General features: G+C 69.7%; 24 protein-coding genes and 1 pseudogene. 9 read left to right on the forward strand and 16 right to left on the reverse strand.

The window, feature by feature from the left end; translation table 11 throughout:
• Nucleotides 1-31 precede the first annotated feature (31 nt).
• The gene (locus OO69_RS20120; protein ID WP_033282104.1) at nucleotides 32-982 is read right to left on the reverse strand and encodes an ABC transporter substrate-binding protein; all 951 of its coding nucleotides are present in this window, start codon (nucleotides 980-982) and stop codon (nucleotides 32-34) included.
• Nucleotides 983-1,483: 501 nt separating this feature from the next.
• Between OO69_RS20120 and OO69_RS20125 the strand changes: the two genes are divergently transcribed.
• The 4 genes from OO69_RS20125 (at nucleotide 1,484) to OO69_RS20140 (ending at nucleotide 4,982) form a co-directional block, all read left to right on the forward strand.
• On the forward strand, nucleotides 1,484-2,707 hold the full coding sequence (locus tag OO69_RS20125) for an NAD(P)-dependent malic enzyme (RefSeq protein ID WP_033282105.1): 1,224 nt from the start codon (nucleotides 1,484-1,486) through the stop codon (nucleotides 2,705-2,707).
• 390 nt (nucleotides 2,708-3,097) lie between these two features.
• Nucleotides 3,098-4,063, forward strand: coding sequence for a zinc-binding dehydrogenase (locus OO69_RS20130; RefSeq protein WP_033282106.1), 966 nt, complete (start codon nucleotides 3,098-3,100; stop codon nucleotides 4,061-4,063).
• Nucleotides 4,064-4,200: 137 nt separating this feature from the next.
• The gene (locus OO69_RS20135) at nucleotides 4,201-4,410 is read left to right on the forward strand and encodes a helix-turn-helix domain-containing protein (RefSeq protein ID WP_033282107.1); all 210 of its coding nucleotides are present in this window, start codon (nucleotides 4,201-4,203) and stop codon (nucleotides 4,408-4,410) included.
• Complete coding sequence (locus OO69_RS20140; RefSeq protein WP_033282108.1) at nucleotides 4,410-4,982, forward strand: Clp protease N-terminal domain-containing protein; 573 nt, start codon at nucleotides 4,410-4,412, stop codon at nucleotides 4,980-4,982. The genes OO69_RS20135 and OO69_RS20140 overlap by 1 nt, the downstream gene beginning before the upstream one ends.
• Nucleotides 4,983-5,080: 98 nt before the next feature.
• Here the strand turns inward: OO69_RS20140 and OO69_RS20145 are convergent, their stop codons facing one another.
• Both OO69_RS20145 and OO69_RS20150 read right to left on the reverse strand, forming a co-directional pair.
• Nucleotides 5,081-6,202, reverse strand: a complete 1,122-nt coding sequence (locus OO69_RS20145) for a PadR family transcriptional regulator (protein ID WP_033282109.1) — start codon at nucleotides 6,200-6,202, stop codon at nucleotides 5,081-5,083.
• Nucleotides 6,203-6,625: 423 nt separating this feature from the next.
• Nucleotides 6,626-7,463: pseudogene (locus tag OO69_RS20150) on the reverse strand (DUF4097 family beta strand repeat-containing protein); the annotation flags it as partial.
• Nucleotides 7,464-7,626: 163 nt separating this feature from the next.
• On the opposite strand from OO69_RS20150, the gene OO69_RS20155 reads away from it, so the two are divergent.
• Nucleotides 7,627-8,472 carry a hypothetical protein gene (locus OO69_RS20155; RefSeq protein ID WP_033282156.1) on the forward strand — a complete coding sequence of 282 codons (846 nt, stop codon included), beginning with the start codon at nucleotides 7,627-7,629 and terminating at the stop codon, nucleotides 8,470-8,472.
• A 27-nt stretch (nucleotides 8,473-8,499) separates the two neighbouring features.
• On the opposite strand, the gene OO69_RS20160 is transcribed toward OO69_RS20155, so the two are convergent.
• The 5 genes from OO69_RS20160 to OO69_RS20180 all read right to left on the reverse strand — a co-directional run bounded on the left by OO69_RS20160 (nucleotide 8,500) and on the right by OO69_RS20180 (nucleotide 15,508).
• Nucleotides 8,500-8,682, reverse strand: coding sequence for a DUF6104 family protein (locus tag OO69_RS20160; protein ID WP_019075209.1), 183 nt, complete (start codon nucleotides 8,680-8,682; stop codon nucleotides 8,500-8,502).
• A gap of 85 nt (nucleotides 8,683-8,767) precedes the next feature.
• Nucleotides 8,768-12,592 carry a multifunctional oxoglutarate decarboxylase/oxoglutarate dehydrogenase thiamine pyrophosphate-binding subunit/dihydrolipoyllysine-residue succinyltransferase subunit gene (locus OO69_RS20165; protein WP_033282110.1) on the reverse strand — a complete coding sequence of 1,275 codons (3,825 nt, stop codon included), beginning with the start codon at nucleotides 12,590-12,592 and terminating at the stop codon, nucleotides 8,768-8,770.
• A 281-nt stretch (nucleotides 12,593-12,873) separates the two neighbouring features.
• Nucleotides 12,874-13,980 (reverse strand): sensor histidine kinase, encoded by a 1,107-nt coding sequence (locus OO69_RS20170; RefSeq protein WP_033282111.1) that lies wholly within the window; start codon nucleotides 13,978-13,980, stop codon nucleotides 12,874-12,876.
• Nucleotides 13,977-14,717, reverse strand: coding sequence for a response regulator transcription factor (locus OO69_RS20175; protein ID WP_033282112.1), 741 nt, complete (start codon nucleotides 14,715-14,717; stop codon nucleotides 13,977-13,979). The genes OO69_RS20170 and OO69_RS20175 overlap by 4 nt, the downstream gene beginning before the upstream one ends.
• Nucleotides 14,718-14,830: 113 nt before the next feature.
• Nucleotides 14,831-15,508: a spermidine synthase gene (locus tag OO69_RS20180; RefSeq protein ID WP_033282113.1), complete on the reverse strand. Its 678-nt coding sequence runs from the start codon at nucleotides 15,506-15,508 to the stop codon at nucleotides 14,831-14,833.
• 195 nt (nucleotides 15,509-15,703) lie between these two features.
• Here OO69_RS20180 and OO69_RS20185 point away from each other — a divergent pair, with 195 nt between their 5' ends.
• Nucleotides 15,704-16,594 carry a rhomboid-like protein gene (locus OO69_RS20185; RefSeq protein ID WP_033282157.1) on the forward strand — a complete coding sequence of 297 codons (891 nt, stop codon included), beginning with the start codon at nucleotides 15,704-15,706 and terminating at the stop codon, nucleotides 16,592-16,594.
• 22 nt (nucleotides 16,595-16,616) lie between these two features.
• Here OO69_RS20185 and OO69_RS20190 read toward each other — a convergent pair whose 3' ends face one another.
• The 4 genes from OO69_RS20190 to OO69_RS20205 are packed head-to-tail and all read right to left on the reverse strand — an operon-like array spanning nucleotide 16,617 to nucleotide 18,772.
• Nucleotides 16,617-17,468, reverse strand: coding sequence for an acetyltransferase (locus OO69_RS20190; RefSeq protein WP_033282114.1), 852 nt, complete (start codon nucleotides 17,466-17,468; stop codon nucleotides 16,617-16,619).
• Nucleotides 17,469-17,509: 41 nt separating this feature from the next.
• Nucleotides 17,510-17,698 (reverse strand): DUF397 domain-containing protein, encoded by a 189-nt coding sequence (locus tag OO69_RS20195; RefSeq protein ID WP_033282115.1) that lies wholly within the window; start codon nucleotides 17,696-17,698, stop codon nucleotides 17,510-17,512.
• A 14-nt stretch (nucleotides 17,699-17,712) separates the two neighbouring features.
• The gene (locus tag OO69_RS20200; RefSeq protein ID WP_033282116.1) at nucleotides 17,713-17,910 is read right to left on the reverse strand and encodes a DUF397 domain-containing protein; all 198 of its coding nucleotides are present in this window, start codon (nucleotides 17,908-17,910) and stop codon (nucleotides 17,713-17,715) included.
• Between the two features lie 10 nt (nucleotides 17,911-17,920).
• Nucleotides 17,921-18,772: a helix-turn-helix domain-containing protein gene (locus tag OO69_RS20205; RefSeq protein WP_033282117.1), complete on the reverse strand. Its 852-nt coding sequence runs from the start codon at nucleotides 18,770-18,772 to the stop codon at nucleotides 17,921-17,923.
• Nucleotides 18,773-18,920: 148 nt separating this feature from the next.
• Here OO69_RS20205 and OO69_RS20210 point away from each other — a divergent pair, with 148 nt between their 5' ends.
• A complete protein-coding gene (locus OO69_RS20210; RefSeq protein WP_033282118.1) occupies nucleotides 18,921-19,352 on the forward strand; it encodes an ATP-binding protein in 432 nt (143 codons plus the stop codon).
• A gap of 145 nt (nucleotides 19,353-19,497) precedes the next feature.
• On the opposite strand, the gene OO69_RS20215 is transcribed toward OO69_RS20210, so the two are convergent.
• Both OO69_RS20215 and OO69_RS20220 read right to left on the reverse strand, forming a co-directional pair.
• Nucleotides 19,498-19,908, reverse strand: coding sequence for a hypothetical protein (locus OO69_RS20215; protein WP_033282119.1), 411 nt, complete (start codon nucleotides 19,906-19,908; stop codon nucleotides 19,498-19,500).
• Entirely contained in the window at nucleotides 19,905-20,381 is a 477-nt protein-coding gene (locus OO69_RS20220) for a DUF4259 domain-containing protein (protein WP_051801126.1), read from the reverse strand. Before OO69_RS20220 ends, OO69_RS20215 begins: the two co-directional genes overlap by 4 nt.
• Before the next feature lie 296 nt (nucleotides 20,382-20,677).
• On the opposite strand from OO69_RS20220, the gene lon reads away from it, so the two are divergent.
• Nucleotides 20,678-23,095: an endopeptidase La gene (gene lon, locus OO69_RS20225; protein ID WP_033282120.1), complete on the forward strand. Its 2,418-nt coding sequence runs from the start codon at nucleotides 20,678-20,680 to the stop codon at nucleotides 23,093-23,095.
• Nucleotides 23,096-23,167: 72 nt separating this feature from the next.
• Here the strand turns inward: lon and OO69_RS20230 are convergent, their stop codons facing one another.
• Nucleotides 23,168-23,986 (reverse strand): lysozyme, encoded by an 819-nt coding sequence (locus tag OO69_RS20230; protein WP_033282159.1) that lies wholly within the window; start codon nucleotides 23,984-23,986, stop codon nucleotides 23,168-23,170.
• A 237-nt stretch (nucleotides 23,987-24,223) separates the two neighbouring features.
• Between OO69_RS20230 and OO69_RS20235 the strand changes: the two genes are divergently transcribed.
• Nucleotides 24,224-24,769 (forward strand): MarR family winged helix-turn-helix transcriptional regulator, encoded by a 546-nt coding sequence (locus tag OO69_RS20235; protein ID WP_106971075.1) that lies wholly within the window; start codon nucleotides 24,224-24,226, stop codon nucleotides 24,767-24,769.
• Between the two features lie 18 nt (nucleotides 24,770-24,787).
• On the opposite strand, the gene OO69_RS20240 is transcribed toward OO69_RS20235, so the two are convergent.
• Nucleotides 24,788-25,576 carry a protein phosphatase 2C domain-containing protein gene (locus tag OO69_RS20240; protein ID WP_033282121.1) on the reverse strand — a complete coding sequence of 263 codons (789 nt, stop codon included), beginning with the start codon at nucleotides 25,574-25,576 and terminating at the stop codon, nucleotides 24,788-24,790.
• Nucleotides 25,577-25,591: the final 15 nt, after the last annotated feature.

Below are 25,591 nucleotides of genomic sequence, written 5' to 3' on the forward strand. Positions count from 1 at the left end.
ATGTTGCCTCTCAGCGACGGCGGTCCCGCGGTCACTTGCCGCCGTTGATCACGGACGACTTGACGGCACCGTCCTCGGCGCCCCACTTCGTCAGGATCTTCTGGTACTCACCGCTCTTGATCACGGCGTCCATCGCGGCCTTCAGCGCGTCCCGCAGCTGCGTGTCGCTCTTGGCGACCGCGATACCGTACGGCGCCGCCTCGACCTGGTCGCCGACGAGCTGGAAGTCCTTGCCGCCGCCCGAGGTCTTGACCGCGTAGGCCGCGACCGGGAAGTCGGAGGAGGCCGCGTCCGCGCCGCCCGAGCGCAGCCGGGTCTGGGCCTGCTGGTCGTCGTCGAAGGCCTCGACGGTGATCTTCTTGCCGCCCGTACACTTCTTCGTCTCGGTCTTGGCGAGGTCCTCGGAGACCGTGCCGCGCTCGACCGCGAGCTTCTTGCCGCACAGGTCGGACCACGAGGCGATGTTCTCGGTCTGGCCCTTGCGGGTGTAGATCGAGACACCGGCGGTCAGGTAGTCGACGAAGTCGACGCCCTCGCCGACCTTCTTGCCCGTGTCGGGGTCGACGCCGTCCTGGCGGTTCTTGTTGTCCGTCATCGCCGACATCGCGATGTCGTAGCGGTTGGACCGCAGGCCGGTGAGCAGCGCGTCGAAGGTGCCGTTCTGGAACTCGAACTTCACCCCGAGCTGCTTGCCCATCGCGGCGCCGAGGTCCGGGTCGAGACCGACGACCTTGCCGGAGTTGTCCTTGAACTCGACCGGCGCGTACGCGATGTCCGAGCCGACCGTGATGACGCCCTTGTCGCGGATCGCGGAGGGCAGCTTGCTCGCCAGCGGGGCCGAGCTGGCGGACGAGCTGGAGTCGTCCTTCTTGGTCTGGTCACCACAGCCGGTGAGCAGCAGGGTGCCGGCGACCGCGATCGCACCGACCGCGGTGAGCCGGGTGTGCGCGGCGGTCGTACGACGGGTGAATCTTGCGGTCATGGTGGGTTCCTCCGGCGGATGGATGGCGGTGCCGACGGGTCGACGAGAACACACACCTTCGGGTGTCGCGACCTCGTGTGATTAGGGCATCTTGCCATTCGGACTGAACCATTCAGGGGAGTAGCCATGTCAAAATCGGATAACGGGTGAACCCCGAATCGCATCAGGTCGGTACATCGAGACGCCCTGATCACGGACCATCTGCTGGAATCACTCGTTCCGGCCGGAAGATCTTCGGCATGTCTCACGATGTGATCGATCATCGTTCCGTCCTCGGCGGGCGAGATGTGACCTTGCGCCTATTGGACTCGTCCTCGGCGGTGTCCGTCCGGTAAGAAGGTTCTTTACACCCCTCATCCGGGGCTCAGGGCGCGTGTGCGGCGCGCCCGTCGCGCAGGTGCTCGTACGCATCAAATTTCTGGGCCCTGCGCGGTGCCCGCCCACCCCTCACCAGGGAGTGGCCACCCTCAAAATCAATGAAGACTTAAGGGGTAAGACAAAGTGGCAGCGGAGATCGTCAATCCTCGCAGCGACAGCAGTACGGATCAGGACGGCGGGGCCGAGCCCCTCGATTCCTTCGATCCTGCGTTCGCGCTGCACCGCGGCGGCAAGATGGCCGTGCAGGCCACCGTGCCGATCCGCGACAAGGACGACCTGTCCCTCGCGTACACACCCGGCGTCGCGCGTGTGTGCACCGCGATCGCGGAGCAGCCGGAGCTCGTCCACGACTACACGTGGAAGTCGTCCGTGGTCGCCGTCGTGACGGACGGTACGGCCGTGCTCGGACTCGGCGACATCGGTCCCGAGGCCTCCCTCCCGGTCATGGAGGGCAAGGCGATCCTGTTCAAGCAGTTCGGCGGCGTGGACGCGGTGCCGATCGCGCTGGCTTGCACCGGCGTCGACGAGATCATCGAGACCGTGGTGCGGCTCGCGCCCTCCTTCGGGGGTGTCAACCTGGAGGACATCTCGGCGCCGCGCTGCTTCGAGATCGAGCGCCGGCTCCAGGAGCGGCTGGACATCCCGGTCTTCCACGACGACCAGCACGGTACGGCGATCGTGACGCTGGCCGCTCTGCGGAACGCGGCGAAGCTGACCGGGCGGGAGCTGGGCGACCTGCGGGCCGTCATCTCCGGCGCGGGTGCGGCCGGCGTGGCCATCGCCAAGTTCCTGCTGGAGGCGGGGCTCGGCGATGTCGCCGTCGCCGACCGCAAGGGTGTCGTCTCGCGCGACCGGGACGACCTCACGCCGGTCAAGCGGGAACTCGCCGAGCTCACCAACAAGGCGGGTATCTCGGGGTCGTTGGAGGCGGCGCTGGAAGGTGCTGACGTCTTCATCGGGGTTTCCGGGGGTACGGTGCCGGAGCCCGCCGTGGCTTCCATGGCCGAAGGCGCGTTCGTCTTCGCGATGGCCAACCCGGATCCCGAGGTGCACCCGGATGTGGCGCACAAGTACGCGGCGGTCGTCGCCACCGGGCGGTCGGACTTCCCGAACCAGATCAACAACGTGCTGGCGTTTCCGGGGATCTTCGCGGGGGCGTTGCAGGTGCGGGCGTCTCGGATCACGGAGGGGATGAAGATCGCGGCGGCGGAGGCGTTGGCCGGGGTCGTGGGGGACGACCTCGCCGCGGACTATGTCATCCCGTCGCCCTTCGACGAGCGGGTGGCGCCTGCGGTCACGGCGGCGGTTGCTGCGGCGGCGCGGGCGGAGGGTGTTGCCCGTCGGTGACCCTGGTGGCCCCGTCCGTTTGGGCGGGGCCGCTTTTTGCCCACCCGCCCGCCCGTTCGGGTGACTCGGAGGGTGGGCGTTTGCCGTGGGTGGCTTGTGCCGGTCGGCGGCCTCGGGCCGTGGGGGGAACAGCTTTCCCGCCCGCCCGCCCGTGCGGGGGGCTGAGGGGTGGACGTTGCCCGTGGGGGGTGGGGTCGGTCGGCGGCCGCGAGTGCCTGCCGTCCTCTAGCCCGTCCGGCGATTGAGGACGAGGCCGTTCAGGCCGAAGCGGGGGTCTGGGGGCGCAGCCCCCAGAGGTGCGGCCCCATGCCCCGCACCCGATGGCAAGAGGGCGTCTGTCACACCGTGAGGTAGTTCCCTGGTCAACCGGCGGAGCCTATCGTCGGGGGCATGTTCGCCGTCTACGCCGCCCGAATCGACCGCGACCAGCCGCTCTCCGGCCTTGAGTTGGGGGAGCGTCCCGCCCCCGAGGCCCGGCCGGGCTGGAGTGTCGTCGACGTCAGGGCCGCCTCCCTCAACCACCACGACCTCTGGTCCCTGCGCGGCGTCGGCCTCGCGGAGGACAAGCTGCCGATGATCCTCGGCTGCGACGCCGCCGGTGTCGACGAGGACGGCAACGAGGTCGTCCTGCACTCCGTCATCGGCCAGACCGGTCACGGCGTCGGCCCCAAGGAACCCCGTTCCATCCTCACCGAGCACTACCAGGGCACCTTCGCCGAGCGGGTCGCCGTACCGACGTGGAACATCCTGCCTAAGCCCAAGGAACTGTCCTTCGCCGAAGCCGCCTGTCTGCCCACCGCCTGGCTCACCGCGTACCGCATGCTCTTCACCAACTCCGGTGTACGGCCCGGGGATTCGGTGCTCGTGCAGGGTGCCGGCGGGGGCGTCGCCACGGCCGCCATCGTGCTTGCCAAGGCGGCGGGCCTGCGCGTCTTCGCGACCAGCCGGGACGAGGCCAAGCGGAAGCGGGCGCTGGAACTCGGTGCCCTGGAGGCGGTGGAACCGGGGGCGCGGCTGCCGCAGCGCGTCGACGCAGTCATCGAGACCGTCGGCGCCGCCACCTGGTCCCACTCGGTCAAGTCGCTGAAGCCCGGCGGCACGATCGTCATCTCCGGCGCCACCAGCGGCGACAGGCCCGCGCACGCCGAACTGACCCGCATCTTCTTCCTCGAGCTCAAGGTCGTCGGCTCGACCATGGGCACCAAGGACGAGCTGGAGGATCTGCTCGCCTTCTGCGCCACCACCGGTGTCCGGCCGGTCATCGACGAGGTGCTGCCCATGGACCGCGCCCGCGAGGGCTTCGAACGGCTCGACTCCGGCGGGCAGTTCGGCAAGATCGTCCTAACCAACGGCTAGCCCTTTCCTCCCGTTACTCGGTTCGACGGCCGGTCCGGTTCTCCGGGCCGGCCGTTGGCGTTCCTCGGTACCGCGTTCGCCGGTACCGGTTGTCAACTTTGGTTGACATGCGAGGCGTGTCAACGTAGGTTGACATCATGACCGAAGCAACGGATCTCGCCGAGCGCGCGGGTGACCGTGATCCACGGATCGGCCTGCGTGCCGTCTCCGCGCTGCGCAGGCTGGTGGAGCAGTTGGAGGCGGTGCAGGTGCGCAGTGCGCGCAACCAGGGCTGGTCGTGGCAGGAGATCGCCGCGGAACTCGGTGTCAGCAGGCAGGCCGTGCACAAGAAGTACGGGAGGCAGTGATGTTCGAACGGTTCACGAAGGACGCCCGCGCCGTGGTGCGGGGCGCGGTGGAGCACCGCGAGCGGTCGGGGCCCGGTTCCGTCGACCCCGAGCACCTGCTGCTGGCCCTCCTCGACCGCCGGGGCAGCCGCGCCTCCTTCGCCCTGACCGCCCTCGGTCTCGCTCCCGAGGAACGCAAGGAGTCCGTACGACAGGCTCTCGGCGACGCGCGTCGGCGTGCGGGGCTCTCGCAGGCCGAGGCCGACGCGCTCGCCGGGCTGGGTATCGACGTCTCGGAGATCGTCGCCCGGGTCGAGGAGGTGCACGGCGTCGGGGCGATGTCAGGCGACGGGAAGTTCAAGGAGTCGTGGTCGGGCCGCCGTGCCTTCAGCCGTGGTGCCAAGAACGTCCTGGAGAAGTCCCTGCGCATCGCCGTCGCCCACCGCGACCGGCACATCGGCGACGAGCACCTTCTCCTCGCCCTGACCATCCTCCCCGGGGTGCCGGGCGAGGTGCTCGCCGACCACGGGGTGACCCACGAGGCGGTGACGCGCGTGCTGTACGGCGGGGGAGAGGCGAGGGCGGCGGGCTGAGAGGTCTGGAGACCTGCCGGGTCCGGAGACCCGCGCGGCGGGGTGGTGCGCCTGGGGTTTGATTCCTGGGCGCACCACCTGCGGTTCGTGGCGTCGGGTCAGGCCTTGCGGCCGCCGCGCAGTACCGCCCCGATGTGTGCCGCCGCCGCGGACAAGTGGCGGCGGGTGTCGCGGAGTTGGTCCTCGGTGACGCCGTGGTCGCGGGCCGCGTCACGGATGTCGTCCCGGAAGCGGTCGAGGAGCCGGTCCAGATCGCGGGCCGGTTCACCGGTGGAGTCCTCGTGGGCCCACGTCGGTTCGTACTCGGCGGGGAAGTCCTCCGGGGTCTGGCTGTACTCGGGTGCCGACGGAGCGGCCGGTCCCGAGGCCGACTTGCCGGCACCGGCACCGGCACCGGCACCTGCCCCCGCACCGGAACCCGCACCCGTGCCCGGTCGTCCGAACCCGAAGTCCTTGCCGAACTCCTTCCCGAAGTCGCCGAATTCCTTGGCCAGTTCGGTCAGGCTCTCCCGTACCCCCGTGGGCCAGTCGCCGCGTGCGAAGTGGTCCTGCGCGTGCTCCTGGACCTGGCGGCCGATGCGCTGCATCTCCTCCTGGGCCTGCGCCCATGCCCGCGCCTGTGCCTCCTTGGCCTGGCGCCGGGCCTGCTGGGCCTCCTCGCGGGCTCGTCGGCTCTCGTCCTTGGCGCGGCGGGCCTGTTCCTTCCACTCCTGCTTGGCGCGGCGCATCTCCTCCTTGGCGGCGCGCCACGACTCCTTGTCACCGAAGTCCGTGAAGTCCCCGGCGGGGGAGTCGTGTTCGCCCGTCCGGCCGCGCCCGGTCCTGGCGCCCTGCCGGGCCTCCGTGGCCGCCGCGCGCATCTCGCGGCGCAGGTCGCCCGCCGCGCCCCGGACGTCGGCTCGGATCTCGGCGGCGAGTTCGGCGACCGACTCGCGGATCTCCAGCTCCAGGTCGGCCAACTCGCCGCTGCGGTCGGCCAGTTCGGCGCGGCCGGCGTCCGTGATGGCGTACACCTTGCGGCCGCCCTCGGTGGTGTGGGTGACCAGGCCCTCGGCCTCCAGCTTGGAGAGCCGCGGGTAGACCGTGCCCGCCGACGGTGCGTACAGCCCCTGGAAGCGCTCCTCCAGGAGGCGGATGACCTCGTAGCCGTGTCGGGGGGCCTCGTCCAGCAGCTTCAGCAGGTAGAGGCGGAGGCGGCCGTGGGCGAAGACGGGAGGCATGTCAGAGCACCTTCTTGTCGGTCGTGCCGTCGGCCGCGTCGGTGCCGGAAGCACCGCCCGGGCCGGAAACGGAATTGTCCCCCGAGTCGCCCTGAGCCCCGTCCACAGGGGCACCGGAAGCGCCGTCCGAAGCATCCGGAGCCCTGGTCTCCCAGGGGCCCGGCTCCCCGGCGATGTCGTCCGCAGCGCCAGGCGCGGGCGCGTCCGCAGGGGCGCCCGACGAGTCCGGCCGCCCCTTCACCTCGGGCCCCGCATCCTCAGCCGTGTCGCCCGGCGCGCTGTCCTCGGGCTCCGTCGCCACATCGGGGACCGCCGTAGCGTCGGGCACCGCCGTAGCGTCGGGCACTGCCGTAACGTCGGGCACCTTCCTCATGTCGGGCCGAGGTGTCTTGTCGGCCCGCGTCGCGGTGGCGGTCGCCTCCGTGTCCCCGTCCCACGGCCCGTCGCCCTCGTCCTCCGTCGCCGGGCGCCGCAGCAGCGCGATCGAACCGGAGACGGTCGTCGCGCGCAGCTTCCCGGTGCCCGCGCCCAGCCGACCGGTGATCTTGTGGGCACCCCACTGGCCGTGCACCCGCAGTCCGTCGAAGGCGTTGGAGATCGAACCGCTCGCCGTGTTGGCCTCGACGTCCGCGTCCGCCGGGTGCGGCAGCCGGATGGCGATCTCGCCCGAGACGTTCGTCAGCCGGACGTCGGTCGGGCCGTCCGGGTCGAGGTCCACGATCATCGAGCCGCTCACCGACTCGGCACGCACGGACGGGCCCGAGCCCTCGACGACGGTGAGGTCGCCGGAGACGGAGTTGAAGCGGAGGTCGCCGGTGACGGCCTGTGCCTCCAGGTTCCCGGAGACCGTCTCGGCGCGGACCGATCCGGAGAGGCTGACGAGGGTCGTGTCGCCGGTGACCCCCCTCACCACCGAAGGCCCGCTGATCCCGGAGACGACGGCAGCCGCGCCGACCACCCCGACCTCGACCCGGGTGCTCGCGGGGACGGCCAGGGAGACCACCGCGCTGCGCCGCCAGCCCTTCCGGTCGAGCCACTTGAGGAAGCCCTTCCAGGGGAGGTCCTCGTACGCCACCGTCAGCGTGCCGTGCTCCTGGGTCACCACCAGTGGCGGCCCGTCGATCTCGGAGATCTCCAGACGGGCGGAACCCTCGTCCGTCCCCACGACGTTCACCGTTCCGTTGACGATGCGCACACGGAGATCGCTCACGGGCGCGTCGAACGTGAGCTTCCTGGGCTCTGCGACGGACCACTCGGACATGATGCAGACCTCCTCGGCCGAACCGGACGGAACATGACGCGCCATATCGCGTCTTCCGTGAAACACGATATATCGTGGATGGGGAAAGTCAAGACACTCGTTTAGGTGATCACGGGACTTCGAACAAACGGCGGAAATGGGCGCATTGCCCTAACGTGTGACCATGTCGACGGAGAAGCCGCAGGCCAGACACTGGACCGGTGCCACCCCGGGCGCCCTGCTGCTCTGCCGGGCCGACCCCGACTCCGTCGCCCAGGCGGCCCACCCGCTCCGCGAACGCATGCTGCTGACCGGCGCGGGCGACGACTGGAGCGTGCTCGTCCCCGAGGGCAAACCCTGGCTGCATGGCGAGGAACCGGTCGACCGCGTCCTCACCGGCTGGGCCACCGCGCTCGCCGTCGGCGCCCCCTGGCCGGTACTCGCCCTGTGGTGGGACGCCGACCGCGCGGGCTACACCCTGGCCTCGGGTTTCCGCCGCCCCGTCGGCTACGTCTGGCTCACCGACGGCACCCCGGCAGGCGAGGACGAGGCGATGCGCACCTTCGCGGCCCGCCTCGGCCTGGACCCCGTACTGGACCTGCAGTCCCTGGACGAGCTCACGAAACCGGACCCCGAAGCCGACGCCCGCGCCCGCCTCCGGGGCCTCCTGGCGGTCCTCACGCGCGCGGGAGTAGCCCTGCCCACCGGCCTCACCCCGGGCGAACCCGCCGACCGCCTCCGGGAGATCGCCCGCGTCCGCCCCGACGCCCGACAGGTCGAATGGGCGGGCTGGCGCGAGGCCGTCCGCGCGGAACTCGACGCCGTCGACAGCAGCCGCCTCGGTCCCTGGATGCCCTGGTCCGGCACCCCCAGAGCACGCGCCCTGGCCCTGACCCAGATGGCGGCTGGCCTCCCGCTCACGACCTGGGGCCTACGACGCCGTAGCGGAGGCTGGATCGTCGCGGGGGCGCTGCTCCTGGCCCACGGGGCGCTGGGCCTCGCCTACGACTTCGCCCGCCCGCGCGACTGACACGCCCCGGCGGGACCGTCGTAGGAACTACTCGTCGTCGTCCTCGTCGTCCAGGCGGGCCAGCCAGGTCGCCAGGCGTTCGACCGGGACCTCGAAGTCCGGGTTCAGGTCGACGAAGGTGCGGAGCTGCTCGGCCAGCCACTCGAAGGTGACCTCTTCCTCGCCGCGTCGCTTCTCCAGTTCCTCGATGCCACGGTCCGTGAAGTACATGGGTCAAGGATAAGTGCGCGCAAACGGCCGGGCCGCACCCCTGGAGTGGGGGTGCGGCCCGGCCGCGTACGACAGTTCGGGGCGCTTACGCCTCGAACACCTCACGCACCAACTGCTCCTGCTCGGCCTGGTGCCGCTTCGCCGAACCCACCGCCGGAGACGACGAGTGCGGACGCGAGATCCGCCGCAGCCGCTCCCCGTGAGGAACATCCGCGCCGACCGCCAGGTCCAGGTGGTCGATCAGGTTGAGGGCGATGAAGGGCCACGCGCCCTGGTTCGCCGGCTCCTCCTGGGCCCACAGGTACTTCTCGACGTTCGGGTACTTGTTGACCTCCGCCTGGAGCTCCGCACCCGGCAGCGGGTACAGGCGCTCGACGCGGATGATCGCCACGTCCGTGGTGCCGCGCTTGGTGCGCTCGGCCTCGAGGTCGTAGTACAGCTTGCCGGTGACGAAGACGACCTTGCGGACGGCCGCGGGGTCCGTCACCGTCGCGTCGCCGATGACCGGGCGGAACGCGCCCGTCGTGAACTCCTCCGTCTTCGACGCGGCGGCCTTGAGGCGCAGCATCGACTTCGGGGTGAAGACCACCAGCGGCTTGTGGTGCGGGTTGTGCACCTGCCACCGCAGGAGGTGGAAGTAGTTCGACGGGAGGGTCGGCATCGCGACCGTCATGTTGTTCTGCGCGCAGAGCTGGAGGAAGCGCTCGACCCTCGCGGAGGAGTGGTCCGGGCCCTGGCCCTCGTAGCCGTGCGGGAGCAGGAGCGTGACGCCGGACGTCTGGCCCCACTTCTGCTCCGCCGCCGAGATGTACTCGTCGACCACGGACTGCGCGCCGTTGACGAAGTCGCCGAACTGCGCCTCCCACATCACGAGCGCGTCGGGGCGGGCCAGCGAGTAGCCGTACTCGAAGCCCATGACCGCGTACTCGGAGAGGAGCGAGTCGTAGACGTTGTAGCGCGCCTGCTCCTCGGAGAGGTACTGGAGCGGGGTGTAGTCCTCGCCCGTCTGCCGGTCGATGAGGACCGCGTGGCGCTGGCCGAACGTGCCTCGGCGGGAGTCCTGGCCGGACAACCTGACAGGCGTGCCTTCGAGCAGCAGCGAACCGATCGCCAGCGTCTCGCCCATGCCCCAGTCGATCGTCCCGTCCTCGACCATCGTCGCCCGGCGCTGCAGCTGGGGCAGCAGACGCGGGTGGACGTGGAAGTTGTCCGGGATGTTGACCTGGGACTCGGCGATGCGCTTGACGACCTCGGAGGAGATCGCCGTGTTGACCGCGACCGGGAACTCGGCCTGCGGGTCCGACATCGGGGCGGCGCCGGGCTGCGCGGTGGCCTCGCGGACCTCCGTGAAGACCTTCTCCAGCTGGCCCTGGTAGTCCTGGAGCGCCTGCTCGGCTTCCTCAAGGGTGATGTCGCCGCGACCGATCAGCGACTCGGTGTACAGCTTGCGCACCGAGCGCTTCTTGTCGATCAGGTCGTACATCAGGGGCTGGGTGAAGGCCGGGTTGTCCGACTCGTTGTGACCGCGGCGGCGGTAGCAGATGAGGTCGATCACCACGTCCTTGTTGAACGCCTGGCGGAACTCGAAGGCCAGGCGCGCGACGCGGACGACGGCCTCGGGGTCGTCGCCGTTCACGTGGAAGATCGGGGCCTCGATCATGCGGGCCACGTCCGTGGCGTACATCGAGGAACGCGACGACTCGGGAGCCGCCGTGAAGCCGACCTGGTTGTTGATGACGATGTGGATCGTGCCGCCGGTGCGGTAGCCGCGCAGCTGCGACATGTTGAGCGTCTCGGCGACCACGCCCTGGCCCGCGAAGGCCGCGTCACCGTGCAGGGCGAGCGGGAGGACCGTGAAGTCCGTGCCGCCCTTGTTGATGATGTCCTGGCGGGCACGGACGATGCCCTCGATGATCGGGTCGACCGTCTCCAGGTGGGACGGGTTCGCCGCGAGGGTGACCTTGATCTGCTCGCCGTCCAGGCCGGTGAAGGTGCCCTGGGCGCCCAGGTGGTACTTCACGTCGCCGGAGCCGTGCATCGACTTCGGGTCGAGGTTGCCCTCGAACTCCCGGAAGATCTGGGCGTACGACTTGCCGACGATGTTCGCGAGCACGTTCAGGCGGCCGCGGTGGGCCATGCCGATGACGACCTCGTCGAGGCGCGACTCGGCCGCGCTGTCGATGACCGCGTCGAGCAGCGGGATGACCGACTCGCCGCCTTCGAGCGAGAAGCGCTTCTGGCCGACGTACTTCGTCTGCAGGAAGGTCTCGAAGGCCTCCGCCGCGTTCAGGCGGCGCAGGATGCGCAGCTGCTCCTCGCGCTCCGGCTTGGAGTGCGAGCGCTCGATGCGGTCCTGGATCCACTTGCGCTGCTTCGGGTCCTGGATGTGCATGAACTCGATGCCGGTGGTGCGGCAGTAGGAGTCGCGCAGCACGCCGAGGATGTCGCGCAGCTTCATCAGGGACTTGCCGGCGAAGCCGCCGACCGCGAACTCCCGCTCCAGGTCCCACAGGGTGAGGCCGTGCTCGGTGATGTCCAGGTCGGGGTGCTTGCGCTGGCGGTACTCCAGCGGGTCGGTGTCGGCCATGACGTGGCCGCGGACCCGGTAGGAGTGGATCAGCTCGAAGACGCGGGCGGCCTTCGTCACGTCGTTGTCGTGCGACGCGTCGATGTCCTTGAGCCAGCGGACCGGCTCGTACGGGATGCGCAGCGCCTCGAAGATCTCGTCGTAGAAGCCGCTCTCGCCGAGCAGGAGGTTCGCGACGATCCGCAGGAACTCGCCGGAGGCGGCGCCCTGGATGACCCGGTGGTCGTAGGTCGACGTGAGCGTCATGACCTTCGAGATGCCGAGCTTGTTGAGGGTGTCCTGGCTCGTGCCCTGGAACTCGGCCGGGTAGTCCATCGAGCCGACGCCCATGATGACCGACTGACCGGGCATCAGGCGCGGCACGGAGTGGACGGTGCCGAGGCCGCCGGGGTTGGTCAACGACACGGTGACGCCCGTGAAGTCATCCATCGTCAACTTGCCGTCGCGGGCGCGGCGGACGATGTCCTCGTAGGCCTGCCAGAACTCGAAGAAGTTCAGCGTCTCGGCCTTCTTGATGCCGGCGACGACGAGCTGGCGGTCGCCGTTCGGCTTCACCAGGTCGATGGCGAGACCGAAGTTGACGTGCTCCGGCTTGACCAGGGTCGGCTTGCCGTCCTTCTCCTGGAAGGAGTAGTTCATCGACGGCATGGCCTTGATGGCCTGCACCATCGCGTAGCCGATGAGGTGGGTGAAGGAGATCTTCCCGCCCCGGGCACGCTTCAGGTGGTTGTTGATGACGATGCGGTTGTCGAAGAGCAGCTTGACCGGGACCGCGCGCACCGACGTGGCGGTGGGGACCTCGATCGACGCGTTCATGTTCTTCGCGACCGCGGCGGCGGGACCGCGCAGCGTGATGAACTCCGGGCCACCGGAGGCCTCGGCCGCGGGCTCCGCCTTCTTCGGCTGAGCGGCCGGGGCCGCCGCCTTCGCAGGGGCCGGAGCCGGGGCTACGGCCTTCACCGGCGCCGGAGCGGCGGCTGCGGGCGCCGGCGCGGGGACCGCCGGAGCGGTGGGCGCGGGTGCGGCAGGAGCGGCCGGAGCCGGGGCCGGGGCGGCGGGTGCCGCCGGGGCCGGGGTGGTTCCTACGGCCCCCGCGGCCGCAGTACCCGCCGAAGTCGAGGTCGGGGCGGCAGCCGCGCCCGGCTTGTAGTCGGCGAAGAAGTCCCACCAGGCTCGGTCTACCGAGTTCGGATCCTGGAGGTACTGCTGATAGATCTCGTCGACGAGCCACTCGTTGGGCCCGAACGCCGCCGCGGGATTCTTACCCGCGGCTTGGTCGGACTCGGTCGAGATGGTCGAGTTACTGGGGGACTGTGACGACACGGCGGCAACCGCCCTCTTCCGCTTCACAAGGTGATGGACAGCGGGAATTAAGGCTACGCCCCCATGACGGCCAAGGTCAGGTCGGGCCGGTCCATCGTCGCGTAAGTCACATCGGAAAGTGTGTTTCGAGCGCTGAAATGGCGGGAAACAAGCGTGGTTCCGCTACGGAAGGGGCGCGTCGATGCGGGCCGGACGCGCCGATGGCGCGGGCCTGTGCCTGATCACACGTGTCCGTCAGCGCGGGCATTCGTGGATCTTGGGGCTCCGGTTCGAACTTTACGTCAACTTGGCACGGAAGACAGTCCTGGGAGGGTGACGATGATCCGGCAGCCACGGTCGGATTCGGCCACACCGATCCGGCCGCCGTGCAGATCCACCGCCCAGCGGGCGATCGCCAGGCCGAGGCCCGTACCGCCGTCGCTGCCCGGTCCGTGCGGCGAGCTGACCGCTCCCCGGTTGAACCGCTCGAAGATGTGCGCCCACTGCGCCTTCGGGATGCCGGGCCCCTCGTCCAGGACCTCCAGCTCCAGCGACTCCGGCAGCGACCCGCGCCGCGCCTTCACCGTCACCCGGCCGTGCGCGGGGCTGTGCTTGACCGCGTTGTCGATCAGGTTGGCGACGACCTGGTGGATGCGCTCCGGGTCGGCGAGCGCGGTCAGCTCCGGCGGGGACACGTCCAGGTGCAGATGGACGTCGGTGCGCGTGTGACTCCCCGAGCCCGACGCGATGCCCGCGCGCGCGGAGGCGACCATGTTGGCCTCCTTGAGCACGCCCGAGAGATACGGCCACACCTCGAAGCGGCGGGTCTTCAGCGGTACGACGCCGTTGTCCAGCCGGGAGAGGTCCAGCAGCGTCTCGACGAGCCGCCCGAGCCGCTCCGTCTGCTTCAGCGCCGTCCGCATGGTCTCCGGGTCGGCGGCCGAGACGCCGTCGACGACGTTCTCCAGGACGGCGCGCAGGCCCGCGATGGGGGTGCGCAGCTCGTGCGAGACGTTCGCGACGAGTTCCTTGCGCTGGCGCTCCTGGGCCTCCAGCTCGTCAGCCATGACGTTGATCGTCGCGGCCAGGTCGCCCAGTTCGTCACGGCGGTTCTCGCGCACCCGGCGCGTGTAGTCACCGTGCGAGATCGACCGGGCCACCGTGTTCATCTCGTCCAGCGGCGCGGTGAGCGAATGCGCCACGAACTGCGTTATCAGCAGTGTGGCGATCATCGAGAAGACCGTGATGAAGCGCAGCTCCGTCGCCGTGCGCATGGCGATCATCATCAGACCGGTGGTGATGAGCACCGCGATGACGACCAGCGCGCCCAGCTTGGTCTTGATCGAGAACGGGCGTACGCCGCCCCAGGGCTCCCCGGGGCTCCTCCGTGACGTCGGCCCGTCGCTCATGGCGTCGGAGTCTCCAGCGCGTAGCCCACGCCGTGCACCGTGCGGATCCGCTCGGCGCCGATCTTCCGGCGCAGCGCCTTGATGTGGCTGTCGACCGTGCGGGTGCCGGAGGCGTCCGCCCAGTCCCACACCTCGGCGAGCAGCTGCTCGCGCGAGAGCACGGCACGCGGGGTGTTCGCCAGGCAGACCAGCAGGTCGAACTCGGTGGGCGTGAGATGGACGTCCTCGCTGCGCACCCGTACCCGGCGCTGCGCGTGGTCGATCTCCAGCTCGCCGAGGCGCAGGATGCCCGAGCGCGGGGTGGACGCGGCCACCACGGCACGCTCCACCCGGCGCAGCAGGACGTGCACGCGCGCCGCCAGCTCCCGCATCGAGAACGGCTTGGTCATGTAGTCGTCGGCGCCGACCCCGAGCCCGACCAGCATGTCGGTCTCGTCGTCGCGCGCGGTGAGCATCAGCACCGGCACCGGACGGGCGGCCTGCACACGGCGGCAGACCTCCAGTCCGTCGAAGCCGGGCAGCATGATGTCGAGGATCAGCAGATCGGGCTGCCAGGCCTCGGCGGTGTCGACGGCCGACGGCCCGTCGCCCGCGGTCTGCACGAGAAATCCCTCGGCGCGCAGACGGGCCGCGATGGCGTCGACGATCGTCGGGTCGTCCTCGACCACCAGCACCCGGCGCTGCGCGCCCGGCGTGGCCGTGGCCGTACCGTTGTGGGAGGTGTGTGTCTGCTCCATCGCCCGCCCCTGAAGTGTGCTTTCCGGAACCAGTGGGGTGATCCCATGACTGCGCTTGACGCTTGAATGATCGGCGTCAGGGAAGCAGAGTACGGGGAGTGACGTCGCCTTTGCTATCCAGGTCGTACGGCGAGGTGCACGACGTCGGGAACTCCTCGGGCAACCGGGATCTCTTCGGTACGCACCTGTTGGAACCCGGCATTCCATAAGGTTCGCTCAAATTCCGGAGAGGGCCGCGCCGACCATACGGCGAGTACCCCACCCGGTCTCAACACCCTTGCGCAGCTTGCCAGTCCGGCCGGTGAGTAGAGGCTGTCGTTGCCCTCGGTGACGGTCCAGCCGGGGCCGTTGTCGATGTCGAGACAGAGCGCGTCGAAAGTGGCGCAAGTCTCATGGACGAATGCGACTAGATCCGTTTTCACAATTTCGGTCCGCGGATCGGCGAGAGCGGCCGCGGAGAGCGCCGACAGGGGCCCTGAACGGTGCCATTCGACGATCGCGGGTTCCCGTTCGACGACCGTGATGTGGCCCCAGCGGGAGTCGGCGGCGGCATGCGCGAGCGAGAAGCCGACGCCGAGTCCGCCGATCAACACGTGCGGTTCGGGGCGCGAGTCGAGGGCGTCGCGTGCGGCGTCGACCAGCAGCCGCTCCGACCGCCCGTCCGAAGTGTCCATCAGGAAGCACCCGTTGGCGATGATCTGGAGCAACTCCCCGTGCCGGCGCAGCACGACCTCGCCGTAAGGGCCCTCGCGACGGTCCAGGACAACAGGGGCGTCGTACGCGGTGGTCATGCACGACATCCTGGCAGTTTCACCGGATCGTGCAGCCGAATTAACCCAGGGTGAACACGTCCGGGTGCAAGGTACCTGCGGACGCGCAAGAAGGCTTTCAGGTTGCTGTGAATCGGCTCTCGCGTGGCGTCGGTCATAGACAGCGGCTGGTGGGACGGCGAAGGGTGGGGTGTGAACCGGAAGGAGCGCCTCACCGTGGAACGGATCGCGACGGCCGACACCCAGGCCTCCGCCACGCCTTCGGGCGGCCCCTTGGTCGACGACCCCGGTCTGCTGGACGCGATGCCGAGACAGCGGGAAGTGCTGGACGGGGCCGGGGAGTTGAGGTTCGGCACTCCGACCCCGGCGGCGGTCTCCGTCTCGGCGTCCACCCCCGCCGTTCCTGGCGAGCCGTACGTTGTGACCGCGCTGCGCCGCGTCCGCCCCTGGCGCCTCCTGCCGACACCCACCGGGACACCGTTCACCTTCTGCTACGGCGTGCTGCTCGTCGTCACCTCACTCGTCGCGCAGTACGCCGATCCCACCTTCGTGAACGAGCTGCACCAGGCGTCCAGCACGGACGTCACCCACCTCCTCCGCGACCCGTTCCTCGTGCTGGTCGCGTCCGCGCTGTGGATCGTCGGCGGGATGGTGTCGCCGTACGCGTTCCTGTTCCTGCTGGTGCTGACCGCGCTGGAACGCAGGATCGGCGGGGTACGGGCGGCCGGCGTCTTCCTCTTCGGGCACATAGTGGCCACGCTGGCGACCGAAGGGACCGTGGGAATCGCGGTGTTGGTGGGCCACCTCCCCGACAGCTCCCTCCACCGCCTCGACTACGGCATCAGCTTCGGCGTGGCGACGAGCATAGGAGCGCTGTCCGGCCTGCTCCGACCGTGGCTCGGCCTCCCGCTGATCACCCTGTTCGGCTGGTCACTGGTCACCGACCTGATCGCGTTCACCGACCCCATGACGAACTGGGGCCACCTGATCTCCCTGACGATAGGCGTCGCGACCTGGCCGCTGATACGGCGCTGGGCGCGGACGGCGCGGGTGAACCGGACGGCACGGGTGCCTGTGGCGGCTCGGGTTGAGGCCGCGGAGGCCTGACTCCCCAGCCGGCTCCCCGCGTTCAGGTCCTCGTCTGATCCCCGGATGCCAAGTCGGCGCTCTGGCCGGTCGGTTGCTCGGGTGACCACACGTACGGCGTGGTCGTCGTGATCGCCCGGAACCCCAGCCGACGCAGGATCGGCGCGCTGTCGTCCGAGGCGTCCACCTGCAGATACGGCACTCCGCGGGCGACGGCGAGAGCGGCCCGTACGGCGACGAGGGCGCGGTAGATGCCCTTGCCGCGCCACTCGGCGACCGTCGAGCCGCCCAGCATGTTCGCGAACTCCGTCCCCGGCCGGAAGGCGAGCCAGGCCGCGGAGACCATCTCGCCCTCCGCCTCCACGGCGTACACGGCCATCTCCTCCGGAGCGGCGGCGATCCGGCCGAGCAGGTCGGTGGCCAGCCAGTTCAGGTCCATGTCCCAGATGGCCGACTGCAGGGCACCGATCCGCCGCAGATCCGCCACGGCGGTGACCCGACGGATCGTGACCCCGTCCGGCAGCACCGGCTCCCGTACGGCCATCTCCTCGGCCAGCCCGATCAGCACGGTCTCCTGTTCCTCGGGCACGAACCCCGCGGCGCGCAGCCGGTCGGTGAGGTCGGCGGGTACGTCATGGGAGCGGGTCTTCCACTCCACGCCCTCCCCGCGCGCCGCGAAGAACTCCCGCTGCCTGGCGATGAGTTCGTCCAGTTCCGGTCCCTCCACCCCCAGGTCGTGCGGGCCGCTCACGAACCCCCGGAACTGCCCGACGATCCGTAGCAGAGGCCCGTCCTTCTCGTACGTCACTCCGGCGGGCGGGGTGGGTGGGGTGGCGCGCAGCTGGTTGTCGTAGGCGGAGAGGAGGGTCTGCGTCTCGGTTTCCGGTTCTGTCACGGGGTGACGGTACGGGGAGGTGTGCGAGCTGGGGCAACTGGTTATCGGCGGGGGGTGGTGGTCTTGATGTGCCTTAGGAGGGCGGTGAGTTGGGGGTGGTCGGTGTGGAGCACGGTGGTGGGGGCGTCGCTTTCGCGGAGGGCGAGGGTGTGTGGAGTGGCGCCGATTTCAACGCAGTTCGTCTCTCCCGAGCCGGAGTAGGACGACTTCTGCCAGGCGATCTCGGACATGTCCCCAACCTCTTTCACGCAGAGTCGGTACGGGCCGTGGTGGTCCTGATGTGCCCAAGGAGGGCGGTGAGTTGGGGGCGGTGGGTGCGGAGCACGACCGTGGGATTGTCGCTTTCGCGGAGGGCGAGGGTGGTGTCCGATGCCGCGAGTTCGACGCAGTTGTTGTCCGCCGAACCGGAGTAGGACGACTTCTGCCAAGTGAACCTGGGCATGTTCCCGCCTTCAGATGCTCTGTGCCACGGAGTGGATGAACTCGCGTGACTCCTTCTGTGGAAGCGCGGCCTTGGTGATGCGCTCCACGAGCACACGGTAGTTCGCCAACTGGGTGGGCGCATCGAGGAATTCGGCGCCGATCGCGGTGTCGAGCTGCACGCTGTCGAGCTGGGGCACAGGGCCGGACAGGTACGACATGGTGAGTCCGGGCACCGGAAAGCCGCCCGCGCTGAACGGGATGACTCGTACGGTGACGTTCCGTCGGCGTGAGGCTTCGACCAGCTCCTTCAACTGCGCGCGCATGATGTCGGGGCTGCCGAAGTGCAGCCGTAGCGCCGCCTCGTGGAGGAAGAACGTGCACGCGGGCGGATCGTCCCGGTCGAGGATGTCGCGCCGCTTCATCCGGTACGAGAGCCGTCGGCGCAGCTCGGCGCCGGGCCAGGGCGGCACCCGCTCTGCCAGTACGGCACGGGCGTACTCCTCGGTCTGGAGCAGGCCCGGCACGTGCACCAGAGCGAACATGCGCAGGTTCACCGCGTGGAATTCCAGCTCGGCGAGATCCAGTGCCCCCGTGGCGAGGGTGCCGCGATACTCCTCCCACCATCCGGGTCTGCGGTCCTGGGCCATGCCGACCAGGGCGTCGACGTACGACTCGTCCGGTGTGCGATAGATCCCGGCGAGGGTACGCACCCGCTGCTCGCTCACTCCGAAGCGGGCCAGCTCCACGTTGGTGATGTGCGTGCGGCTGACGCCGAGTGCGGTGGCCGCTTCGTTGATGCTGAGCCCCGACTGCTCACGCATGCGCCGCAGTTCGGTACCCAGTCGCAGCTGTCGCAGGGTCGGCGATGTCCTCGGTGGCATGGGCGACAGTCTTGCCCGCGCCACACGATCGGGTCTAGTCGTAGACGAAATAGCGCGAAGTGGTAGCAGATGTTTCCCGCCCTGCCCTACGGTGAGTGCCTGGCCGATCACAGGGCCGTCAATCTCCGTCTGTAGCCCAGGAGTTGCCATGGACGAACGCCTGCCCGAACCCCCCTCCGAGTGGCGCTACACCCTCCGCGTCCCCCACGACCCCCTCGCCCCCGCCATCGCCCGCGACACCGTCCGCTCCGTCCTCGCCCGTCACGCCCTCCCCGAACTCGCCGACACCGCCGTCCTGTTGACCTCCGAACTCCTCACCAACACGTGGCGCCACGCACCCGGCCCCGCCTCCCTCAGCCTCAAGTGGGCCGACAAGCGGCTGCGGGCCAGCGTCTGGGACACGGGTTTTCTGGTGCCGTACCCGACGGGCTGTCCGGAGCCGTATGCCGAAGGTGGTCGTGGGCTCGCCCTCGTGGAGCTCTGTGCTGATGCCTGGGGGAGCTTCGCGATGGGGCCGGCGCAGGGCAAGGTCGTGTGGTTCGAGCTGATGTCAGGTGTGCCGGGGCGCGTTGCCGCGTGAGATCGCCGCCCCCCGCCGGAGGAGACCCTCCCCGTAGAAGCGTTACACATCGCCCCAAAGTGTCACACTTTCACGCCTCACCCACGGCAGAGCCTTCGTACCGCTCCGCGAAGACATCGGTCGCCTGGCGACCCGGCGAGGATGATCAGCCCTTTTCGGAGGGGTCGAACATGCGGTCGCGATACTCCTGGAACGCGTGCCAGCCCGATGGCCCTCCCGGAGTGATCAGCTCTCCTGAGGAGCAGTCCAGCACCTTGCAGCCGAAGGCGTCCCCGAGACGGAAGACGGAGGCGAGCGCGCCGTCGCCGGAGCCGCGGACGTGGAGCATGATCGAGTTCACCGGATCATCCGAGCCGATGTTGAGTTCGATGGACCAGGTGGGTCCGGTGAGATCGCCCCAGGTGGGATCCGTGAGGTCCGCTGAGGGCTCGGCGCTGCTCACGGCCGCGAGGACTTCGTGCCGTGGGCCGAGTGGGCGCGGGGAGTAGTCGTCGGGTATGTCCTGCGCCGAGGTGATGTCGTCGGGCAGGTTGAGGAGGAGAACGTCCCAGCTCATGTGGACCTTCCGGATGAGGAACGGGCGGTTGCGCTGTCGGTGGGGGTTCGGGTGAGGGTGAGTTGTTCTCCTGGCGGCTGGGGTGTGAGCGTGCCGCGGAGTCGGCTGACGGCCGCCCGCCAGGGGGTGCCGTCCGGTCCGTCCCAGAGCTCCAGAAGTTCGGACGGCTCGGTCATGACGCGGTCGAGGGCCTGGAGGGCGAGGGCACGTAGACCGGTGAGGTCGGGGAGCGGCTCGTCCGGTCCGTAGACGGGGTGGGCGGGCTCGCCGCCGGGGCATTGTGCGGCGACCAGGGCCGCTGCCGCGACGGCTTCGTCGCCGACGCGCGCGTCGAGGAGGTCGACGGTGTCGGCAGCCCGGGTGAGCGTGTCCCGCGCCAAGCCCTGACGCTCCTCCGGTGACGCGTCGTCGAGGTCGCCGCACCAGTCCGCAGCGGTGTCGTTGTCGAAGGGGCCTGTGTCCCAGGTGCCCATGCGTCTCTCCTGATCGTGATCGTTATGGCGTCGCGTCAGGGGATCGTGGCAGGCGCCACTGACATCGGCCGCCGAGGGCGACCGGCGAGATCGGGCGTCAAGCCCCGGCCACCCCGTCAGCGCACCCCTCCAACGCACCCCGTTCCCCGGGAAGCCCCCGCCCCATTTCCGTGTTGACCTGCACAGGGCCCGGGGCGCGATGCCTGATCGCTCACGGCGAACACCCGGTGGGGAACAATCGAAGACGCCCAAGCATTGAGTCGGCATAGCTCAACTTGACTGCCTAAGGGGAGATCATGGCTTCGACGTCCACACCGCTCACCCTGCCCGTGCTGCCGCTCGACGACGAGGTCGTGCTGCCCGGAATGGTGGTTCCGCTGGACCTGAACGACACCGATGTACGCGCCGCCGTGGAGGCCGCCCAGGCCGCCGCGCGGTCCGAGCCCGGAAAGCCCAAGGTCCTGCTGGTACCACGCATCGACGGGACTTACGCCAGCACCGGGGTGCTCGGCACCATCGAGCAGGTCGGCCGGCTGGCCGACGGTGACCCGGGTGCACTGATCCGCGGCCGTAGCCGCGTGAAGATCGGGGCCGGGACCACCGGGCCCGGTGCCGCGCTCTGGGTCGAGGGCACCGCTCTCGACGAGAGCCTGCCCGAGCCTTTGCCCGGGTCCGTTGCTGAACTGGTCAAGGAATACAAGGCGTTGGCCACCGCGTGGCTGCGCAAGCGGGGGGCCTGGCAGGTCGTCGACCGCGTGCAGGCCATCGATGATGTGTCCACGCTTGCCGATAACTCTGGCTACTCGCCTTTCCTCACCACCGAACAGAAGATCGAGCTGCTGGAGACCGCCGACCCGATCGCCCGGCTGAAGCTCGCCACCCAGCACCTGCGCGACCACCTCGCCGAGCAGGACGTTGCCGAGACCATCGCCAAGGACGTGCAGGAAGGCGTCGACAAGCAGCAGCGCGAGTTCCTGCTGCGGCGCCAGCTCGAAGCCGTCCGTAAGGAACTGCGTGAGCTCAACGGCGACACGAGCGACGGCGAGGAGTCCGATGACTACCGCGCCCGCGTCGAGGCCGCCGATCTGCCTGAGAAGGTTCGCGAGGCCGCGCTCAAGGAAGTCGAGAAGCTGGAGCGCTCCTCCGACCAGTCGCCCGAGGGGTCGTGGATCCGGACGTGGCTGGACACCGTTCTTGAACTGCCTTGGAACGAACGGACTCAGGACGAGTACGACATCCAGGGTGCCAAGGCGATCCTCGATGCCGAGCACGCCGGTCTGAACGACGTGAAGGAGCGCATCACCGAGTACCTGGCCGTGCGCAAGCGGCGCGCGGAGCGGGGACTGGGAGTTGTGGGTGGACGGCGCGGTGGTGCCGTGCTCGCCCTCGTCGGGCCGCCCGGCGTCGGTAAGACCTCCCTCGGTGAGTCCGTCGCGCACGCGATGGGGCGGAAGTTCGTCCGGGTCGCGCTCGGCGGGGTCCGGGACGAGGCCGAGATCCGCGGTCACCGGCGTACGTACGTCGGCGCGCTGCCCGGTCGTATCGTCCGCGCGATCAAGGAAGCCGGGTCCATGAACCCGGTGGTCCTGCTGGACGAGATCGACAAGGTGGGGTCCGACTACCGGGGTGACCCGGCCGCCGCGCTCCTCGAAGTGCTCGACCCCGCGCAGAACCACACCTTCCGCGACCACTACCTGGAGGTCGAACTCGACCTGAGCGACGTGGTGTTCCTTGCGACGGCCAACGTGCTCGAAGCCATCCCGGAGGCACTGCTCGACCGTATGGAACTGGTCCGGCTGGACGGTTACACCGAGGACGAGAAGGTCGTCATCGCCCGTGACCACCTGCTCCCGCGTCAGCTGGAGCGGGCGGGGCTCAAGGACGACGAGGTCGTCATCGACGAGAGCGCGCTGCGCAAGCTCGCCGGTGAGTACACCCGCGAGGCGGGCGTCCGTACCCTGGAGCGGTCCGTCGCCCGGCTGCTGCGCAAGATCGCGGCCCAGCACGAACTGGGCCAGCGGGAGCTGCCGTTCACGGTGACCGACGCCGACCTGCGCGCGCTGATCGGACGGCCGCACCACGTGCCCGAGTCCGCCCAGGACCCGGCCGAGCGCCGTACGGCCGTACCCGGTGTCGCCACCGGCCTCGCGGTCACCGGCGCGGGCGGTGACGTCCTCTACGTCGAGGCGTCGCTGGCCGACCCGGAGACGGGCGCGGCGGGTCTGACCCTGACCGGTCAGCTCGGTGACGTGATGAAGGAGAGCGCGCAGATCGCCCTGTCCTTCCTCCGCTCGCACGGCGCCGAACTGGAGCTGCCCGTGGGCGACTTGAAGGACCGGGGCGTGCACATCCACTTCCCGGCGGGTTCGGTGCCGAAGGACGGCCCGAGCGCGGGTGTCACGATGACGACGGCCCTGGCGTCGCTGCTCAGCGGCCGCCTGGTCCGCACGGACGTGGCGATGACGGGTGAGGTCTCCCTGACCGGTCGGGTCCTCCCGATCGGCGGCGTGAAGCAGAAGCTGCTCGCCGCGCACCAGGCCGGGGTCACCACCGTCATCATCCCGAAGCGCAACGAGCCCGACCTGGACGACGTCCCGGCCGAGGTTCTGGACAAGCTCGACGTCCACGCGGTGACGGACGTCCGCCAGGTCCTGGAACTGGCGCTGGCGCCGGCGACGAACGGCGCGACGTCGGAGGTTCCGGTGGCGGCGTGACGGACGTCCACCGGTAGGTGAAGGCCCGGGTCCCTTCAAGGGGGGCCCGGGCCTTCGCCGTTCAGCCGGTCCTCACCCGTTGGCGAGCGCGACCACGCGGTCCAGCGCGCCGTTGAACTTGTCGTGGTCCCCGACCGTCGTCCCGGACGAGGTGTACTGCCACATCGTGTAGAAGCCCCATCCCGCCGGCAGCGTCCCCGGATCCGAGGCGTACCGCGCGATCCACAGGGGGTTGGCCGAAGCGAAGGCGCTGGAGTTGCCGGTGCAGTCGCTCCACCAGCTCGTCGCCGTGTAGATCACCGCGTCCCGGCCCGTACGCGACTTGTACGTGGACAGGAAGTCGGCGATCCAACTCACCATCGCCGCGGCCGACTTGCCGTAGCAGGACGCGCCGTACGGGTTCCACTCGATGTCGAGGACACCGGGGAGGGTGCGGCCGTCCTTGGACCAGCCGCCGCCGTGGTCGACGAAGTAGTTGGCCTGGGTGGCGCCGCTCGTGGTGTCCGGGGTCGCGAAGTGGTAGGCGCCGCGGATCATGCCGACGCCGTAGGAGCCGTTGTACTGCTGGGCGAAGTACGGGTTCGTGTAGTACGTCCCCTCGGTCGCCTTCGTGTAGGCCCACTTGACCCCGCTGCTCCACAGGGTCGACCAGGCGGCGTTGCCCTGATAGGCGCTGACGTCGACGCCCTCCGTCTGGGTGGCGTCACCGCCGGTCGGGGTGCCGTCCTGGCCGTCGTGCGCCAGGACGCCGATGCCGAGGTAGGCGGAGCCGCGGGCGGGGACCGTGGCGGCGCCGGCCGGGTGGGTGAGGCCAGCCAGGAGGAGTCCGGAGAGGGCGAGGGCGAGCGAGAGGTGTCGCAGGCGTGGTGTTCGGGGTCTGCGCACAGGCATGGGCGCGGGCATGGCGTGCCTCCGAGGGCGCGGTCGAGCGCGGTGGGGGAGTGGGGGAAGGTGCGGTGATGATGGCGTGGCCATGCCAGTAAGTGCCTGGTAAGGAAGCTACGCACCGAGAAGACCGCGTGGGAAGGGGGTCCGGACGACGCCGTTGGTCTAGCCCTGCGAAATACTGGCGGAGCTGCGGCGATGACGGTGTTTGGCGGAAACTTTCACGATCGGGAAAGCGGACCAATGGGTGCTGACGTGCACAAGGGTGAGGACAGGAACGGCGGTGGGCTTCCCGTGGACGGCGGCGGCCTCTCCGAAGACGGCGACGCGCTGCCCGTGGGCCCCGACGGGCTCGCCGTCGATCACGAATACCTGTCCCTGGAGCGCGAGTTGACGTTCCTCTTCCGCCGGGCCCGGGCCAACCAGGGCGAGATGGCCCGCGAGGTCCACCCCGACCTGGAGTCCGCCGCGTACGGCCTGCTGGTCCGGCTGGACGAGTACGGCAGGCAGCGCGCCACGGAGCTGGCCGCCTACATCGGCGTCGGCAAGGCCACGATGTCCCGCCAGCTGCGCGCCCTGGAGGACCTCGGCCTGATCGCCCGCGAGCCCGACCCGGCGGACGGCCGCGCCTGGCTGGTCGACCTCACCGACGAGGGCCGCCGCCGCGTCGCCCACGTCCGCGAGGCCCGGCGCGCCCGCTACGTCACCCAGCTCTCCCACTGGGACCGCCGCGAGGTCGCCGAACTGGCCCGGCTGATCCACCAGTTGAACGGGGTCATGGAGAAGTGACAGTGCCGTAGCGGCCGTTCAGAGCTCGGCGTACACGACCGTCGCGTCGTCGTGCGTCTTGCTCCGCCGCAGATACGTCCGCTCCTCCGCGTCGGCCCGCTCCAGCGCCCGGACCCGGGACACCAACTCCGCTGCCCCCTCCTTCCGTACGAAAGCGAAGCAGTCCGCCCAGTCGCCCTGGTCGAACTTCTCCACCCACCGCGTCGCCCCGTCCGTCAGGGCGACGAGGGTGCGGACGTCGGTGCGGGGGAGTGAGCCCGTGACCGCCCGGGCCGCGACCGAGGGATCGGCGGCGGCCGTGAAGAAACCGCCCTCCTTGTTACGGAGCGTGGTGTCGATCATGGCGTCCGTCGCGAGGGCGGAGCGGGGGAGGCGGGAGAGGCGGTCGTCCAGGACGACGGTCAGTTCGCCGGACGGGGATTCGGCCAGCAGCGCGGAGTCCGAGAGGACCAGGTATTCGACGTCCTGGGGGGACCAGCGGGCCAGCACCACGGTTGCCTGTGGGGTGCGTGGGTGAGAAAGGTCACAGGTGGTGGCGTGGGCCTCAGCTGTTCGGAGGATCGCCCGGGAGAGAATCTCCGCCAGGGCCAGATCCCGGCAGGAAACGGTCAGTTCGGTCAGCGCGCCGCCCAGGCGCGCGGTGTACCAGGGGACCGAATGCAGACACCCCGTCTCGCCTCTCGGCGGTGTCACACCGTCCAGGACGATCAGCGAACCGCCCTGTCCCGAGGCCGGAAGGCCGACGCTCGCGAAGTCCTCGTTGGGGCGGTCCGGGTCGCCGGGTTCCGACACAAGTTCCGTACGCATACGGCCAGTCTGCAC

The sequence above is a fragment of the Streptomyces sp. NRRL F-525 genome (genome assembly GCF_000716605.1).
In the GTDB taxonomy this organism is placed as follows: domain Bacteria; phylum Actinomycetota; class Actinomycetes; order Streptomycetales; family Streptomycetaceae; genus Streptomyces.